Origin of the sequence: Streptomyces eurythermus (assembly GCF_014649115.1) — a bacterium.
In the GTDB taxonomy this organism is placed as follows: Bacteria; Actinomycetota; Actinomycetes; order Streptomycetales; family Streptomycetaceae; genus Streptomyces; species Streptomyces eurythermus.
In genome coordinates this window covers 187,155-204,379 of record NZ_BMSK01000017.1, presented here as the reverse complement: position 1 = coordinate 204,379, position 17,225 = coordinate 187,155, and the positions used below count along the sequence as shown (strand labels likewise).

13 protein-coding genes are annotated in these 17,225 nt (G+C 74.6%); 8 read left to right on the top strand and 5 right to left on the bottom strand.

Annotated elements, in window-relative coordinates; all coding sequences use genetic code 11:
- Positions 1-21 precede the first annotated feature (21 nt).
- The gene (locus IE251_RS29920) at positions 22-5,136 is read right to left on the bottom strand and encodes an ATP-dependent helicase (RefSeq protein WP_189756114.1); all 5,115 of its coding nucleotides are present in this window, start codon (positions 5,134-5,136) and stop codon (positions 22-24) included.
- A 284-nt stretch (positions 5,137-5,420) separates the two neighbouring features.
- Here IE251_RS29920 and IE251_RS29915 point away from each other — a divergent pair, with 284 nt between their 5' ends.
- The 3 genes from IE251_RS29915 to IE251_RS29905 are packed head-to-tail and all read left to right on the top strand — an operon-like array spanning position 5,421 to position 7,437.
- The gene (locus tag IE251_RS29915) at positions 5,421-6,326 is read left to right on the top strand and encodes an AraC family transcriptional regulator (RefSeq protein WP_189756113.1); all 906 of its coding nucleotides are present in this window, start codon (positions 5,421-5,423) and stop codon (positions 6,324-6,326) included.
- Positions 6,323-7,132, top strand: coding sequence for an AzlC family ABC transporter permease (locus IE251_RS29910; RefSeq protein WP_189756112.1), 810 nt, complete (start codon positions 6,323-6,325; stop codon positions 7,130-7,132). The genes IE251_RS29915 and IE251_RS29910 overlap by 4 nt, the downstream gene beginning before the upstream one ends.
- Positions 7,129-7,437, top strand: coding sequence for an AzlD domain-containing protein (locus IE251_RS29905; RefSeq protein ID WP_189756111.1), 309 nt, complete (start codon positions 7,129-7,131; stop codon positions 7,435-7,437). The genes IE251_RS29910 and IE251_RS29905 overlap by 4 nt, the downstream gene beginning before the upstream one ends.
- 57 nt (positions 7,438-7,494) lie before the next feature.
- On the opposite strand, the gene IE251_RS29900 is transcribed toward IE251_RS29905, so the two are convergent.
- Entirely contained in the window at positions 7,495-8,439 is a 945-nt protein-coding gene (locus IE251_RS29900) for a hypothetical protein (RefSeq protein WP_189756110.1), read from the bottom strand.
- A 79-nt stretch (positions 8,440-8,518) separates the two neighbouring features.
- On the opposite strand from IE251_RS29900, the gene IE251_RS29895 reads away from it, so the two are divergent.
- The 5 genes from IE251_RS29895 to IE251_RS29875 all read left to right on the top strand — a co-directional run bounded on the left by IE251_RS29895 (position 8,519) and on the right by IE251_RS29875 (position 15,324).
- Positions 8,519-8,713, top strand: coding sequence for a DUF3046 domain-containing protein (locus IE251_RS29895; protein ID WP_145487455.1), 195 nt, complete (start codon positions 8,519-8,521; stop codon positions 8,711-8,713).
- 284 nt (positions 8,714-8,997) lie between these two features.
- Positions 8,998-10,137, top strand: coding sequence for an AI-2E family transporter (locus IE251_RS29890; RefSeq protein WP_373302069.1), 1,140 nt, complete (start codon positions 8,998-9,000; stop codon positions 10,135-10,137).
- Positions 10,138-10,496: 359 nt separating this feature from the next.
- Positions 10,497-11,624, top strand: coding sequence for a recombinase RecA (recA, locus tag IE251_RS29885; RefSeq protein WP_189756109.1), 1,128 nt, complete (start codon positions 10,497-10,499; stop codon positions 11,622-11,624).
- A gap of 3 nt (positions 11,625-11,627) precedes the next feature.
- Complete coding sequence (gene recX, locus IE251_RS29880; RefSeq protein WP_189756108.1) at positions 11,628-12,572, top strand: recombination regulator RecX; 945 nt, start codon at positions 11,628-11,630, stop codon at positions 12,570-12,572.
- Positions 12,573-12,795: 223 nt separating this feature from the next.
- On the top strand, positions 12,796-15,324 hold the full coding sequence (locus IE251_RS29875) for an ABC transporter permease (RefSeq protein ID WP_189756107.1): 2,529 nt from the start codon (positions 12,796-12,798) through the stop codon (positions 15,322-15,324).
- Between the two features lie 130 nt (positions 15,325-15,454).
- Here IE251_RS29875 and IE251_RS29870 read toward each other — a convergent pair whose 3' ends face one another.
- The 3 genes from IE251_RS29870 to IE251_RS42200 all read right to left on the bottom strand — a co-directional run bounded on the left by IE251_RS29870 (position 15,455) and on the right by IE251_RS42200 (position 16,570).
- Positions 15,455-15,895: a rhodanese-like domain-containing protein gene (locus IE251_RS29870; protein WP_229897001.1), complete on the bottom strand. Its 441-nt coding sequence runs from the start codon at positions 15,893-15,895 to the stop codon at positions 15,455-15,457.
- Positions 15,892-16,431 carry a cupin domain-containing protein gene (locus IE251_RS29865; RefSeq protein ID WP_189756106.1) on the bottom strand — a complete coding sequence of 180 codons (540 nt, stop codon included), beginning with the start codon at positions 16,429-16,431 and terminating at the stop codon, positions 15,892-15,894. Before IE251_RS29865 ends, IE251_RS29870 begins: the two co-directional genes overlap by 4 nt.
- A 67-nt stretch (positions 16,432-16,498) precedes the next feature.
- Positions 16,499-16,570 (bottom strand): putative leader peptide, encoded by a 72-nt coding sequence (locus IE251_RS42200; protein WP_309544753.1) that lies wholly within the window; start codon positions 16,568-16,570, stop codon positions 16,499-16,501.
- Between the last annotated feature and the right edge of the window lie 655 nt (positions 16,571-17,225).

The following is a 17,225-nucleotide window of genomic DNA, read 5'->3' as shown; positions in this document are numbered from 1 at the left end:
GTCGTGGGGGCCGGGGCGGCCTCACGGTCTCAGGCGCAGGCCGCGCGGTGTCGCCACGAACCCGGCCGTCTCCAGGAGGGCGCCTACGGGGGACGTCAGGGCCTGGGCGCCGTTGATCCGCTCCACGGTGACCGTGCCGACCGAGCCCGCGCGGGCCGCCGTGGCCAGTGCCTCGGCGGCCGCGCGCAGGCGGGGGTCGTCCGTCGCGGCGGTGTCCGGGGCGGCGGGCCATGCCAGCAGCGTCTTGCCGCCGCGCTCCATGTAGAGCGTCAGCTCGCCGTCCACCAGCACCACCAGCGCACCCGCCTTCCGGCCCGGCTTGTGCCCGGCGCCGGCCGGCGGCTCCGGCCAGGGCAGCGCGGAGCCGTAGGCGTTCGCGGGGTCGGCCGCGGCGAGGACCACGGCGCGGGAGCCGGGAGCGGTGCCCGTACGGCCGTGGCCGTAGCCGCCGCGGGCGCGGTGCGGGGCCGGGCCGGGGGAGCTGCCCGGGCCGTGGGCGGGGCCGCCGCCGCGGGGGCCGCCGTAGCCGGGGGAGGCGAACGGGTCGCCGTCGGCGCCGGTGTGGTCGTCCGGCGGCCAGGTGAAGTCGCCGTCCAGTCCGGGGTGGGTGAAGCCGCCGTCGGCCGCGTCGAAGGGGCCGGGGGCGGTGGCGTGGTCGTGCGGGCCGCCGTCGGAGCGGTGGGTCCCGCCGGAGCCCCGGGCACCCGGGGCTCCCTGGGGTCCGTCGAACGGGTCCGGGAAGCCCTGCCCGGCGAAGCCGTTCGCGGTGCCTGGGAAGCCGGTCGCCGGGTCCGGGCGGCCGAAGCCGTTCGCGGTTCCCGTCGTACCGAAGCCGTTCGCCGTGCCCGGGGTGTCGAAGCCGTTCCGGCCGGCCGGGGCGGGCAGGCCCTCGGTGCGCTCGCGGGCGTTCGCCACCGCGCGCAGGCGGTCCACCGCGCCGTCCATCGCGAACTGGGCCGCGCCCAACCCCTCCACCACATAACCGCGCCGGGCCTGGCCGCTCTCCTCGAACACCGACAGCACCCGGTACACCGCGGAGAAGCCGCCCTCCACGCCCTCCGCGGCGACCGCGCCCCGGGTGACCACGCCGTGCCGGTCCAGGAGCGTACGGGCCAGCGCGTGCGCGCGCACGGTGGCGTCCGGCTCGGCCGCCGGCAGCAGCGACCAGCGGCCCGCGACGGTCGGCGGGCCGGTGCGGGAGGCGGTGCGCGCGGCGGCCGTCAGGGAGCCGTAGCGCCCGCGCGGTACGGCGCGCTTGGCGCGGTGCGCGGTCGAGCCCGCCGTACGGCCGGAGCCCAGCAGGGCACGCATCGGGGCGAGGGTGTCGTTGGTGAGCCGGCCGGACCAGGCGAGATCCCACAGGGCGTCGGCCAGCTGGGGATCGGTGACCTCCGGGTGGGTGGTGGCGCGGACCTGGTCGGCGATCTGCCGGAAGAACAGGCCGTACCCGCCGGAGAGGGCGTCCAGCACGGACTGGTGGAGCGCGGTCGGCTCCAGCGGGTGCGGTGCCGGGAGCAGCAGCGGGGCCGCGTCCGCCAGATACAGGGAGACCCAGCCGTCCTTGCCGGGCAGGGCGCCCGCACCGGCCCACACCACCTCGCCCGCGGCGGTCAGCTCGTCGAGCATCGCGGGCGTGTAACCCGCCACGCGGGAGGGGAGGACCAGCTTCTCCAGCGCGGAGGCGGGCACGGAGGCGCCCTGCATCTGCTCGATGGCCCGCACCAGGCCGTCGACCCCGCGCAGCTCGTGGCCCCTGCCGATGTGCTGCCACTGCGGCAGGAACTGGGCGAGCGCGGCGGGCGGCACCGGCTCCAGCTCGTGCCGCAGGGCCGCCAGCGAGCGGCGGCGCAACCGGCGCAGTACGGCCGCGTCGCACCACTCCTGGCCGATGCCGGCCGGATGGAACTCGCCCTGGACGACCCGGCCGGCCGCGGCCAGCCGCTGCAGCGCGCCCTCGGTGACCGCGACGCCGAGCCCGAACCGGGCCGCCGCGGTGGCCGAGGTGAACGGGCCGTGTGTACGGGCATAGCGCGCGAGGAGGTCACCCAGCGGGTCCTTGACCGGCTCGGTGAACGCTTCCGGGACACCGACCGGCAGCGCCGTGCCGAGCGCGTCGCGCAGCCGGCCCGCGTCCTCCACGGCCGCCCAGTGGTCGGCGCCCGCGATCCGCACCTTGATGGCCCGGCGCGCCCCGGCCAGCTCCCGCGCCCACTCCGGGTCCGCGCCCCGCGCCACCAGCTCCGCGTCGGTCAGCGGGCCGAGCAGCCGCAGCACGTCGGCGACGCCCTCGACGTCCTTGACCCGGCGGTCCTCGGTGAGCCACTGCAGCTCCCGCTCCAGCTCGGTCAGCACGTCGGCGTCGAGCAGCTCGCGCAGTTCCGCCTGGCCCAGCAGCTCGGCCAGCAGCCGCGAGTCCAGGGACAGCGCGGCGGCGCGGCGCTCGGCCAGCGGGGAGTCGCCCTCGTACAGGAACTGGGCGACGTACCCGAAGAGCAGGGAGCGGGCGAACGGGGACGGCTCGGGGGTGGTGACCTCGACCAGGCGCACCTTGCGGGACTCGATGTCGCCCATCAGCTCGACCAGTCCGGGCACGTCGAAGACGTCCTGGAGACATTCGCGGACGGCCTCCAGGACGATCGGGAACGAGCCGAACTCGCTCGCCACCTGGAGCAGCTGGGCGGCGCGCTGGCGCTGCTGCCACAGCGGGGTGCGCTTGCCGGGGTTGCGGCGCGGCAGCAGCAGCGCGCGGGCGGCGCACTCCCGGAACCGGGCGGCGAACAGCGCCGAGCCGCCGACCTGGTCGGTGACGATCTGGTCGACCTCGCCCTTGTCGAAGGCGACGTCCGCCGCGCCGACCGGGGCCTGCTCGCTGTCGTAGGCGGTGCCCGCCTTCGCCGGTTCCTGGTCGAGCAGGTCCAGGCCCAGCAGATCGGCGTCGGGCAGCCGCAGCACGATGCCGTCGTCGGCGTGCATGACCTGCGCGTCCATGCCGTACCGCTCGGACAGACGGGCGCCGAGGGCGAGCGCCCAGGGGGCGTGGACCTGGGCCCCGAAGGGCGAGTGCACGACGACCCGCCAGTCACCCAGCTCGTCGCGGAACCGCTCCACGACGATCGTGCGGTCGTCGGGGACGTGACCGCAGGCCTCGCGCTGTTCGCTCAGGTACGACAGCACGTTGTCCGCCGCCCACGCGTCCAGGCCGGCCGCCAGCAGCCGCAGCCGCGCGTCGTCCCGGGGCAGCGAGCCGACCTCGCGCAGGAACGCGCCGACCGCGCGGCCCAGCTCCAGGGGGCGGCCCAGCTGGTCGCCCTTCCAGAAGGGCAGCCGGCCCGGCACGCCCGGCGCGGGCGAGACCAGGACCCGGTCGCGCGTGATGTCCTCGATCCGCCAGGAACTCGTGCCCAGCGTGAAGACATCGCCCACCCGGGACTCGTAGACCATCTCCTCGTCCAGCTCGCCGACCCGGCCGCCGCCCTTCTTCGGGTCGGAACCGGCGAGGAACACCCCGAACAGACCGCGGTCCGGGATCGTGCCGCCGGAGGTGACGGCCAGGCGCTGGGCGCCGGGGCGGCCGGTGACCGTGCCGGCCACCCGGTCCCACACCACGCGCGGGCGCAGCTCCGCGAACGCGTCGGACGGATAGCGGCCCGCGAGCATGTCCAGCACCGTCGTGAACGCCGACTCCGGCAGCGAGGCGAACGGGGCCGCGCGGCGGACCACGGCCAGCAGGTCGTCGAACTGCCAGGTGTCCAGCGCCGTCATGGCCACCAGTTGCTGCGCGAGCACGTCCAGCGGGTTCGCGGGCACCTTCAGCGACTCGATGGCGCCCGAGCGCATCCGCTCGGTGACCACGGCCGCCTGGACCAGGTCGCCCCGGTACTTCGGGAAGACGACACCGGTCGAGACGGCACCGACCTGGTGGCCCGCGCGGCCCACCCGCTGGAGACCGGAGGCGACCGACGGCGGGGACTCGACCTGCACCACGAGGTCGACGGCACCCATGTCGATGCCCAGTTCCAGGCTGGAGGTGGCCACCACCGCGGGCAGCCGGCCGGCCTTCAGGTCCTCCTCGACCAGGGCGCGCTGCTCCTTGGAGACCGAGCCGTGGTGCGCGCGGGCGATCACCGGCGGCGCGCCCTGGGCCGCGCCCGAGCCGCCCATCAGCTGGGCGGGGGCGTGATGCTCGCCCAGGGGCTTGCCGGTCGCCCGTTCGTACGCGATCTCGTTGAGCCGGTTGCACAGCCGCTCCGCCAGGCGGCGGGAGTTGGCGAAGACGATCGTGGACCGGTGGGCCTGCACCAGGTCGGCGATCCGCTCCTCCACATGCGGCCAGATCGACGGCCGCTCCCCGCCCTCGCCGGCGTCGGCGGCCGGGGCGCCCCCCAGCTCGCCCATGTCCTCGACCGGGACGACCACGGAGAGGTCGAACTCCTTCCCGGACTCCGGCTGGACGATCTCCACCTTGCGGCGCGGCGACAGATACCGGGCCACCTCGTCCACCGGGCGCACGGTCGCCGACAGGCCGATCCGGCGGGCGGGCTTGGGCAGCAGCTCGTCCAGCCGCTCCAGGGAGAGCGCGAGATGCGCGCCGCGCTTGGTGCCCGCCACCGCGTGCACCTCGTCCAGGATCACCGTCTCCACGCCCGTGAGCGCGTCGCGCGTGGCCGAGGTCAGCATCAGGAACAGCGACTCGGGGGTGGTGATCAGGATGTCCGGCGGGCGGGTGGACAGGGCGCGGCGCTCGGCGGCCGGGGTGTCGCCGGAGCGGATGCCGACCCTGACCTCCGGCTCGGGCAGGCCCACCCGCACCGACTCCTGGCGGATGCCGGTCAGCGGGCTGCGCAGATTGCGCTCCACGTCGACGGCCAGGGCCTTCAGCGGGGACACGTACAACACCCGGCAGCGCTTCTTGGGGTCGGCCGGGGGCGGCGTCGACGCCAGCTGGTCCAGGGCGGCGAGGAACGCGGCCAGCGTCTTGCCCGAGCCGGTCGGGGCGACCACCAGCACGTCCGAACCCTCACGGATGGCCTGCCACGCGCCCGCCTGGGCGGCGGTGGGCGCGGAGAAGGCCCCCGTGAACCAGCCGCGGGTCGCGGGGGAGAAGCCGTCCAGGGCTCGGTGTGCGGAGCTGACCATGCGTCCATCGTGCACCCACCCACTGACAATCAGCCTGACCTGGGCAAACGGGGCGGAGGGGAGAGTGGGGTGGCGTGGGGAGAGGGTGGTGTGCGGGGCATGGGGGCCGATCAGGGGCCTGCGGCGGTCGGGCCGGGCGGGGCCGGGCGTCGTACGAGCCAGGGCCGGGGGCGTGCCGGCCAGGATCGGGCGTCGGACGGCGGGGTTCGGCGCGGTGGGGCGGGCAGGGCCGGTGGGACGGGGTGGGACCGGTGGGGTGGCGGGCCGGGCGGGACAATGGGCGTATGGCGGGTTCAAGCGAGCGGGCACGGCACTGGCGGTACCCGGAGCTGCCCGGAGTCGACCTGCTGCGGGCCCGCTACATCCGCAAGAACTTCATCCGGCACACCCACGAGAACTTCGTGATCGCGGCCATAGCCGACGGCGTCGAGGTCTTCCACCACCGTGGCTCGGACGTCTCCGCGGGCGCGGGCGCGCTCGCGCTGGTCAACCCGGACACCCCGCACACCGGCCGGGCGGGGGTGCCCGAAGGCTGGCGGTACGGCGCGCTGTACCCCTCGCCCGACGTGGTCGCCGAGATCGCCGCCGAGACCACCACCCTGCGGGGCACGCCCGGCTTCGTCAGCCCGGTCCTCGACGATCCCTACGCCGCCCGTCTGGTCCACCAGGTGCTGCGCGCCACCGACGAGGGCAACGCGCTGGCCGCCGACACGCTCCTGCGGGTCGCCGTGACCAGGCTGCTGCGGCTGAACGGCGGTGCGCTGCCCGAGCGGCGGACCCGGACGGCCGGCGCGCTGATCGCCACGCGCGCGCGTGCGGTGCTGGAAGAGCGGATGGCCCGGCCGCCGACCCTGGAGCGGCTGGCCCGGGACCTGGGGACCAGCCCGTTCGCCCTGCTGCGGGCGTTCCGCGACGCCTACGGCATGCCGCCGCACACCTGGCTGACCGACGCCCGTGTGCGCCGCGCCCGGCTGCTGCTGGACGCGGGGACGGCCCCCGCCGAGGCGGCCGTCGCCGTCGGCTTCACCGACCAGCCCCACCTCAACCGGCACTTCACCCGGATCGTCGGCGTGCCCCCGGGCGCGTACCAGCGGGAACACGCGAACCCGGGCGGGCGGGGGCGCCTGCCGGGCGAGCGCAAGAACGTACAAGACGCCGATCGGCCGTCGTCCGTACCGTCCCGGACGTGACACAGCACATAGCACTCACGGACCAGACAGCCGACGGCATGAAGAAGCCGGACGCGGCCGTCGTACGGGACGCCCTGGGGGTCGGCGTCGCGGTGGGCCTGTCCGGATTCGCCTTCGGGGTGACCTCGGCCGGCAGCGGACTCGGGCTGCTCCAAACCTGCACGCTCAGCCTCCTGGTGTTCACCGGCGCCTCGCAGTTCGCCCTCGTCGGGGCGCTGGCCGCCGGCGGCAACCCGTTCACGGCCGCGGCCGGCGCCTTCTTCCTGGGCGTGCGCAACGCCTTCTACGGGCTGCGGCTGTCGCAGTTGCTCGCCCTCCCGCGCGCGGTACGGCCGCTGGCCGCCCAGTGGGTGATCGACGAGACCACGGCGGTGACCCTGGCGCAGCCGACCCGGCGGGCCGCCCGGATCGGCTTCACGGTCACCGGGCTCAGCCTGTACGCGCTGTGGAACCTCACCACCCTGCTCGGCGCGCTGGGGGCCGAGGCGATCGGCGACACGCGCGCGTGGGGCCTGGACGCGGCGGGACCCGCGGTGTTCCTGGCCCTGCTCGCGCCGATGCTGAAGACGGCCACCGAGCGCGCCGTGGCGGGCCTCGCGGTCCTGCTGGGCCTCGGTCTGCTGCCGGTGCTGCCGGCCGGTGTGCCGGTGCTGGTGGCGGCACTGGCGGCGCCGCTCGCCCTCGTCGCCGAGTCCCGGCGCGGCGGCCGTGCCGACGGGGACGCGCCGGACGGCCCGCCGGGACCGGACGGCCGGCGCGCACCGAAGGACATGGGCGGGACGAGCGGCGCGGAGGAGGGCCGGTGAACATCTGGATCGCGATCATCGGGACCGCCGTCGGCTGTTACGCCGTCAAGCTCGCCGGACTGCTCGTCCCCGCGCACGCCGTCGAGCGGCCGTACGTGCGGCGGCTGGCCGCCCTGCTGCCGGTCGCCCTGCTCGCCGCGCTCACGGCCCAGCAGACGTTCGCCGACGGGCACGCCCTCATGCTGGACGCCCGGGCCGCGGGGCTCGGCGCCGCGGCCGTGGCACTGCTGCTGCGCGCGCCGTTCCTGCTGGTCGTGGCGGCGGCCGTGGTGGTGACGGCGGGGCTGCGGGCCATCGGCGGGTGAGCCGGCCCCGGGCCCTGCCCGTCGGGGCGGGGCGGGGCAGGGCCCGGGGCCGGTGGCTCAGCCCACGAAGCGGCCGTAGGCCCGCAGGGTGCGCAGGGCCTCGATCGTCACCGCGGGGCGGGCCTCCAGCGTGGGCGCCGGAGCCCAGTGCCGCCAGGTGACGGGCCAGCCCCCGTCCTCCTGCTGCCCGGCGGCCAGGTGGTCCAGGGAGCGCGCCATCTCGTCGTCCGTGAACCACGCGCGCGCGAGCGAGTCCGGGCTCCGGGCGAAGTCGTGCGGGAAGTGGTGCTCCCCGGGGGCGTAGCCGGCGGCGACCGGGAACGCGTCGGGACGGTCCGGGTCCAGCGCCGCGAGCCGCTGCTCCCGCACCAGGCGGCCCAGCCGGTCGGCGGCGGCCTGGGCGCGCGGACGATCGGGAGCGGAGTCCAGGAAGGCCACGGCCGCCTGGACCTCGTAGGGGTGGGACTTCTCCAGGGTCTCCACCGCCTGCCAGCAGTAGTCGGTGGCCCGGAACAGCCAGGCGTGCCACACCTCGTTGCGGTGCAGCAGCCCGACCACCGGGCCGGTGGACAGCAGCTCGCTGGGCGGGTTGTCGACGACCGTGAGGAACGGCGCCGTCGGATACCCGCGCTGGCCGGGATGGACCGCCGGCAGGGCGCCGTCCGGGGTGGAGACGGAGGTCAGATAACGGCACACGCGCTCCACCCGCTGCCCGCCGCACCGCCCGACGGCGTCCAGCACGCGCAGGGCGCGCGCGGTGTGCAACGGCTGGCTGACGGGCCCGCGCAGATCGGGCTCCAGCGCGTGCCCGTACCCGCCGTCCTCGTTGCGGTAGGCGTCCAGCGCCGTTTCCACGGCGTCCGGGCAGCCGTGCAGGAAGTGGTAGGCGAAGAGACGCTGCTCCAGCACGCGCGCGGTGAGCCACATGAACTGTTCGGCGCGGAAGAGCGGGGAGCGCGCCGGGGGCGTGGAGGGGAGTGGGGAGACTCCTGAATCTGCCATGGGTCAGACCGTAGGGCGCGAAGCGGCCTTGGCAGGCGCTCCGGGGCAGGCCCACCCCCGGGGGCGGGATACTGGAGTCATGCGGTTGACGGTCTTCTGGCAGCGAATGGCGGAACACTTCGGTCCGGGGTACGCCGAAACCTTCGCGCGCGATCACGTGATGTCCGAACTGGGCGGACGCACGGTGAACGAGGCGCTGGACGCGGGCTGGGCGGCCAAGGACGTGTGGCGCGTGGTCTGCGCGGTCATGGACGTGCCGGGCGAGAGGCGCTGACGGGCCGCCCGGGACTCCGGGTGTGCCACAGACGCCGGACCGCCTGATTTGTTGCTGATGTCGGTCGGAAAATCGACAGTACGGTTCCGATCCGTCGCGAGGACCGCGCACGGGCCCCGGTTGTCGGTGGTGTGGGTGAGACTGGGCGAGTGGCACCCACTGACGAGGAATTCCTGGCACCCACCGCCGAGGACGGCGAGCCGTCCGTCCGGCAGGCAGCACCGGCCGCGACGATCCCGCCCGGCCGGCCCCCGCTCGACGGCGCCGTCGCGCCGGGCGGACGGATGCCGCGCTGGCTGCCCCGCGCCATGGTGCTCGCGCTCGCGCTGATCGCCGCGTTCCAGTTGGGCAGCTGGGCCTTCCACCAGCTGACGGGACTGTTGATCAACATATTGATCGCGTTCTTCCTGGCCCTCGCGGTCGAGCCGGCGGTGAGCCGGATGGCGGCCCGTGGCATGCGCAGGGGGCTCGCCACCTTCCTGGTCTTCTTCGGGCTGACCATCGTCATAGCCGGGTTCGTCACCCTGCTCGGCTCGATGCTGGCCGGCCAGATCATCAAGATGATCGAGGGCTTCCCGGAGTACCTCGACTCGCTGATCAACTGGACCAACCAGACCTTCCACACCGAACTCAAGCGGGTGGACATCCAGGAGGGTCTGCTCCACTCCGACTGGCTGCGCAAATACGTGCAGAACAGCGCGGCCGGCGTCCTCGACGTGTCCGCCCAGGTGCTCGGCGGGCTCTTCCAGCTGCTCACGGTCGGCCTGTTCTCGTTCTACTTCGCCGCGGACGGCCCCCGGCTGCGGCGATCCCTGTGCTCCGTCCTGCCGCCCGCGCGCCAGGCCGAGGTGCTGCGCGCCTGGGAGATCGCCGTCGACAAGACGGGCGGCTACCTCTACTCGCGCGGTCTCATGGCGCTCATCTCCGGGATCGCGCACTACATCCTGCTGGAGGTCATGGGCGTGCCGTACGCGCCCGTGCTCGGGGTCTGGGTGGGCCTGGTCTCCCAGTTCATCCCCACCATCGGGACCTACCTCGCGGGCGCGCTGCCGATGCTGATCGCGTTCACCGTCGACCCCTGGTACGCGGTGTGGGTCCTGGGCTTCGTCGTGATCTACCAGCAGTTCGAGAACTACATGCTCCAGCCCAAACTGACCGCCAAGACCGTCGACATCCACCCGGCGGTCGCCTTCGGCTCGGTCATCGCCGGGACCGCGCTGCTGGGCGCGGTCGGCGCGCTGATCGCCATCCCGGCGGTGGCCACCCTCCAGGCGTTCCTCGGGGCGTACGTGAAGCGGTACGCCGTCACGGACGACCCCCGGGTGCACGGGCACCGCAGCAGGACACCGTCCGGTCCCGGCGCGCTCACACGCGCACGAGACCTGTGGTCCGGCCGCCGCCCCGGCGGGCGGGAACAGCCGTAGGGTCTCCTGTTTCTCATGCTGCCGGCGGACGCCGTGGCGGGCTTGAGGTGGCGGGCTTGCTCGGGGCTCGGGGACCGTGGTCTCGGGGCGGTCCGGCTCGCACTCTGCGGTGTGCCGGCGTGCTTCGCGCCGGCGCTGTGGCCCTGAGCCGGGACGGTCCGGGTCCGCTTGACACAAAAATCGAACATCCATTCTTATGGGGTCTCAGGCGAGGCTGTTGGTTGGGGTCTTTGCCCCGATATTCCGGGAAATGTCCCCTGGTTATCCACAGGCCGGGCCTGCGTCGGGGCGCATTGTCAGTGGCAGGCGTTAGCGTCTTTGACGTGAAGCGATCGACTCAAGCAAACCGGGTGGAACCCATGGCAGGAACCGACCGCGAGAAGGCGCTCGACGCCGCGCTCGCGCAGATTGAACGGCAATTCGGCAAGGGCGCGGTCATGCGCATGGGCGAGCGGTCGAAGGAGCCCATCGAGGTCATCCCGACCGGCTCGACCGCGCTCGACGTCGCCCTCGGCGTGGGTGGCCTGCCGCGCGGCCGTGTCGTGGAGATCTACGGACCGGAGTCCTCCGGCAAGACGACCCTGACCCTGCACGCCGTGGCGAACGCGCAGAAGGCAGGCGGCCAGGTCGCCTTCGTGGACGCCGAGCACGCCCTCGACCCCGAGTACGCGCGCAAGCTCGGCGTCGACATCGACAACCTGATCCTCTCCCAGCCGGACAACGGCGAGCAGGCGCTGGAGATCGTGGACATGCTGGTCCGCTCCGGCGCCCTCGACCTCATCGTCATCGACTCGGTCGCCGCGCTCGTCCCGCGCGCGGAGATCGAGGGCGAGATGGGCGACAGCCACGTCGGTCTGCAGGCCCGTCTGATGAGCCAGGCGCTGCGGAAGATCACCAGCGCGCTCAACCAGTCCAAGACCACCGCGATCTTCATCAACCAGCTCCGCGAGAAGATCGGCGTGATGTTCGGCTCCCCCGAGACCACGACCGGTGGCCGGGCGCTGAAGTTCTACGCCTCGGTGCGCATCGACATCCGCCGCATCGAGACCCTGAAGGACGGCACGGAGGCGGTCGGCAACCGCACCCGCTGCAAGGTCGTCAAGAACAAGGTCGCGCCGCCCTTCAAGCAGGCCGAGTTCGACATCCTCTACGGCCAGGGCATCAGCCGCGAGGGCGGCCTGATCGACATGGGCGTGGAGCACGGCTTCGTGCGCAAGGCCGGCGCCTGGTACACGTACGAGGGCGACCAGCTCGGCCAGGGCAAGGAGAACGCGCGCAACTTCCTCAAGGACAACCCCGACCTGGCCAACGAGATCGAGAAGAAGATCAAGGAGAAGCTGGGCGTGGGAGTCCGGCCGGAGGAGCCCGCCGCCGAGCCGGGCGCCGACGCGGCGGTCACCACCGCGGCGGGAGACGCCGCCAAGTCCGCAGCCGTCCCGGCAGCCGCCAAGGCCACCAAGCCCAAGGCCGCCGCGGCCAAGAGCTGACCCGTGACGCGCCGAACCGACTGGGCCGAGTACGAGTACGCCCTCCCCGGTGCCCCACGGGGGAGGGGCACCGGGGGCTGCCCGGACTCCGCCTCGGACGGTGACGACGGACACCTGGACGGCGACTACGGCGAGTACGGCGAGCGTGGCGGGCCCGGGGGACGCGAGCGGTACCGAGGGCGGCGGGAGGACGAGGGCCCCGACGCCTACGGAAGATCCGGTCCCTTCGACGGCACCGGCGGGTACGGGGGCGACGGTGGCCCGGACGCAGGCGACGCGGGTGGTGAGCCGTACGGGGGCGGTTCACCCCGTGGCCGGGGCCCCGGGGTAACCGGTGGCGCGCGGGGCGGGGGCCGCGGGCGTGGCCGGCGGCGCGGTTTCGGGGACGCGCCCGGTGCGGACGAAGGCTCCCCCTCCTCGGCGAGGGACGAGCGGGGGGAGTCTTCAGGGGACCCGGCTGAGCGGGCCCGGGCGATCTGCCTGCGCCTGCTCACCGGGACCCCGCGCACCCGCAAGCAGCTCGCGGACGCCCTGCGCAAACGGGAGATCCCCGAGGACGTCGCCCAGGAGGTGCTGGACCGGTTCGAGGAGGTCGGGCTCATCGACGACGGCGCCTTCGCGGACGCCTGGGTGGAGTCCCGGCACCACGGGCGGGGACTCGCCCGCCGCGCCCTCGCCCGGGAACTGCGGACCAAGGGCGTCGACTCGGCGCTGATCGAGGACGCCGTCGCCCAGCTCGACTCCGAGCAGGAGGAGGCGACCGCCCGGGAACTCGTCGCGCGCAAGCTGCGGGCCACCCGTGGCCTTGACCGTGACAAGCGGCTCCGCCGCCTCGCGGGCATGCTCGCCCGCAAGGGCTATCCCGAGGGCATGGCCCTCCGCGTCGTCCGCCAGGCGCTGGAGGAAGAGGGCGAGGACACCGAGTTCCTCGGGGACGGGAACTTCTGAGCCAGGGGACGGACCGGGCGCTCAGCGTTCAGCCGACGTGGCTGCTGGTGCCGGGGTGGGCGTGGGGGTGGGGCTAACCCCAGCTCGCCGAGGGTGGGGTGCCCCCTGCCGGGACGCCAGGTCGCCGCAGTGCTCTTCCACCCCCTGACCGGCGACTCTGTTACGCGCGCCCCGCGCACGCGACCGCCGCGTGCGCGCGTACAACAGAAGAGAGCCCGTCCCCATGATGCTGCGATACGCCCTGCGGACCGTCCGGGCCCGGAAGGCCGGTTTTCTCGGCGCCTTCCTCGCCCTGATGTGCGCGGCGGCCCTGATCACCGCGTGCGGCACCCTCCTCGACACCGGCCTGCGGGGCACCATCCGTACCGAGCGCTATGCCGCCGCCCCCGTCGTGGTCAGCGCCGACCAGCAGGTGCACCGGACCACCGTCAAGCACAAGCACGGCAAGACCAAGGTCAAGCACAAGGCGAAGCCCCTCGCCGAGCGCGCCTGGCTGCCCGGGCAACTGCGCGACAGGCTCGTCCGCGTCCCCGGCGTGGCCCGGGTCGTCCCCGAGCTCACCTTCCTCGCCCAGCCGTCGACCCCGGCCGGTACCGGCGGCCGTCCCGGCTACGGCCATGCCTGGGACTCCGCCGCGCTCACCCCGTACCGGCTGACCACGGGCCGCGCGCCCACGGCCTCCGGTGACCTCGTCATCGACGCCGATCTCGCCGCACGGGCCCGGCTCCGGCCCGGCGACCGGCTCACCGTGCAGTCCACGCGGGCCCCGCGGAGCTACCGGATCACCGGAATCGCCACCCCGGCCACCCCCGTGCGCCACCAGACCTCCCTGTTCTTCACCGCCGCCGAGGCCCGCCGGCTGGCCGCGCACCCCGGACAGGTCACCGCGTTCGGCGTGCTGCCGGACAAGGGGGCGGACCCCGAGCGGGTGCGCCGGGCCGTGGCGCGGGCGCTGCACGGCACCACGGCCCGGGTCGGCACCGGCGACGCCCGCGGGCCCGTCGAGTTCCTGGACGCGGCCGCCGCCCGCACCCGGCTGATCAGCATGGGCGGGGCGATGGGCGGCACCTCGCTGCTGGTCGCGGTGCTCGTGGTCGTCGGCACCTTCGCGCTCACCGTCCAGCAGCGCCACCGCGAACTCGCCCTGCTCCGGGCCATCGCCGCGACCTCCGGACAGATCCGTGGGCTGCTCGGCCGGGAGGCGCTGATCGTCGGCGCGGCGGCGGGCGCGGCCGGCGCACTGCTCGGGCTGCCGCTGGGCGGGTGGCTGTACTCCCGGTTCGTGGCGCTGGGCGCCGTACCCGACACGCTCGAACCGGCCGTCGGTGTCTTCCCGCCGCTCGTGGCGTTCGCCGCGACCCTGCTCGCCGCCTGGGCGGCGGCCCGGATCGCCGGTCACAGGATCGCCCGGATCCGCCCGGCCGAGGCCCTGGCCGAGGCCAGGACCGAGCGCGCCCGGCCCGCCCTCGGCCGGATCGCCGCCGGGCTGCTGCTCCTGGCCGGCGGAGTCGTCCTCGTCGTCGTCCTCGCCTCCCTGCGCACCGAGCCCGCCTCCACTCCCGTGACCTTCCTCGCCGTCGTCGTCCTGTCCACCTCCGTGGCCCTGCTCGGTCCGCTCCTGGTCAGGGCCGCCGTGCTGCTGCTCGCCGGCCCGCTCCGGCTCACCGGGCACGGCGGCCGGCTCGCCACCGCCAACCTGCGCGGGAACGCCGCCCGCATGGCCTCCGTCGTCACGCCTCTGACCCTGCTCGTCGGCATGACCTGCACCGTTCTGTTCGTCCAGGCCACGCTGGGGGACGCCGCCCGTACCCAGGTCCGCGAAGGCGTCCGGGCCGACTGGGTCGTGGCCGCCCAGGGGCCGGGCGTCCCCGGCGAGGCCGCCGAGCGGCTGCGTGCGCGGCACGACACGGTCACCGAGGTGGTCCGCACCACCGTCCGCGTCGGCCTGGACAAGTACCCCGCGCAGGGCGTCACCCCAGCGGGCCTGACCCGCACCTGGGACCCCGAGGTCACCGCCGGCTCCCTCGGCCGGCTCGGCCCCGGCACCGTCGCCGTCAGCGAAGTGGCCGCCGACCAGCAGCATCTGACGCCGGGCGGCACCCTGAAGGTCACGCTCGGCGACGGCACGCCCGCCACGCTCACCGTCGCCGCCGTCTACGCCAAGGGGCTCGGCTTCGGCGACCTCACCTTCGACCACGACCTCGTCGCCCGCCACGTCGACAACCCGCTCGCCTCCTCCGTCCTCGTCGGCACGAGACGCACACAGGGAGAACTGGCGGCCACCCTGCGTGAGTTCCCGGGCGTGCGGGTCCTCTCACCGGCCGCCGCCGATGCCCTCCAGGCCGACCGGGAGCAGACGAACGCCGAGGTCAACTACCTCGCCATGGGGCTGGTGCTGGCCTTCACCGCCATCGCCGTCGGCAACACGCTCGCCATGTCGGTCGCCGAGCGGGTACGGGAGTTCGCGCTGCTCCGCCTCGCCGGCGCGACCCGGCGGCAGGTCCTGCGCATGCTGCGCACCGAGACGCTGTCCGTGCTGTTCCTCGCCACCGCCCTCGGCAGCGGGATCGCCCTCGCCGTGCTCACCGCGTTCAGCCTCGGCATGACGGGCCGGGCCGCGCCCACGGTCACCCCGCTGCTGTACGTCGGCGTGGTCGGGTTCGCCGGCGTTCTCGCGCTGGTGGCCGGCGCCGTGCCGGGACGCATGGCGCTGCGGGTGCGGGCGGTGACGGTCGCCACGGCGAAGGAGTGACACCGGCGACCGCGGCGCGTACCGGTGAACGCGGCGCGTACCGATGTCCGCACCGGCGACCGCGCCGCGTATCCATGTCCGCACCGGCGACCGCGCCGCGTACTCACGTCCGCGGCGCCTGTCGCTGCCCTCAGGCCGTCGCCGGCTCCACCGGCAGGCCCTCCGTCCGCCACGCCTGGAAACCGCCCACCAGGTCCGTAGCCCGGTGCAGGCCCAGCTGGTGGAGGGAGGCGGCGGCGAGGCTGGAGGCGTACCCCTCGTTGCAGATCACCACGACGCGCAGGTCGTGTCCGGTGGCCTCGGGCAGACGGTGGCTGCCCTGGGGGTCGAGGCGCCACTCCAGCTCGTTGCGCTCGACCACGACGGCACCCGGGATGAGCCCGTCCCGTTCGCGCAGGGCCGCGTACCGGATGTCGACCAGCAGCGCGTCACCGGCGAGAGCCGCCTCGTGCGCCTCCCGCGCCTCGATGCGCCGGTAACCCGCGCGGACCCGCTGCAGGACCTCGTCGATGCCGGGCGGCCGTTCGCCTGCCGTTCCGGTCGCCGTCAGATGCTCGCCGGTGTCGCTCACTGCCAGTCCTCCGGGCGTTCGACCTGCTCCAGGCGCAGGACCTGGCCGCTGCGACTGTAACGACGGATGTGGGGGAGCGGTGGGTAGTAGGCGTGGACGGAGATCGCGTGTCGCTCCGTGGACTCGTTGAGGACCTCGTGCACATGGTGGCGGCCGAAGGCGCGGCCCTGTCCGGCGGGCAGCCGGCGTACGCGGTCCACGCCGTCGGTGAGTTCCAGGGTCTTCCAGCCGTCGGTGGGCAGCCGGGCGGCGAGGGAGTTCTCGGTCAGCTCGCCCGAGGCGGTGAGGAAGGCGCCGACCGAGTCGGCGTGGTCGTGCCAGCCGGTGCCGGTGCCGGGCGGCCAGCCGATCAGCCAGGCCTCGCTGCCGCCGGGCCCCTTGAGCCGTACCCAGGTGCGGCCCTCCGGGTCGAGCGGGAGGGAGGCGATCAGCTCGGCGTCGGCTGCCGTACGCCGGACGAAGTCGAGGAGGTCCGCCTGCGTGGGCGGCGTGGCGGCGGTGGACACAGAAGAGGGCAGGGAGGAGGGGACAGACACGGGCACCGTCCTGGAAGTTCGCGGAAAACGGGCGCGCGACGGCGCCCGGTGAGGAAGAGAGGCGAATTCAGCAGGACGGACGACACACGCAGCCCGCGTAGCGGACGAGGTCCATGTGGACCCTCCGCCACAGGCGCACGTAGGTGTCGGTCACGATCGGGAGTACAGCATGCCGGCCCACCCCGGTCAACCGGGTGTCACCCCGTGGACGGAGACCGGGAGCGCGGAATCGGCGCAGGCCGGAGGCGAACGCCACCCGCGCAGCGCCGGGCGCGGGTGGGGCTTGAGGACCTTGGTCCGCGCTTGGCGCGTCTGGGGACCGGGCAGCTTGGTTCGCGCTGGCGCGGTCGGGGCCGGGCAGCTTGGTTCGCGCCGGCGCGGCCCGGGTTCGGGGGCCTTCGTCCGCGCTCGCCGGGGCAGGCTTGGGGGCCTTCGTTCGCGCGCCCGCCGCGGGCCGGAATGCGAAAGCCTTGGTGTCGGCGTCCGGCGCGGGACCCGTGCACGAAGTGCCGTCAGGCCGCCCCGACGAGCGGGCGTCCGCCCCGGCGGATGGATCGGGGGCCTCGATGCCGGCGTCCGGCGCCTGTGGGGACGGGGGTCTGCCGCGAGGACCCCGCGCGTGCGGGAGCGAGCGTCTTCTACGCGGTGCGCGGCGCGCGTGGGAGTGGGCGTCTTCCGCTCCGTGCCCGGCGCGCCCAGGAAAGGACGACGCCTCTCCTGCGGCGCCCGGCGCCCCCGAACCCGGAGCCCCCGGCTTCCACGGGGCGTTCCCCGCGCGGAGTCGGGCCCGGAGC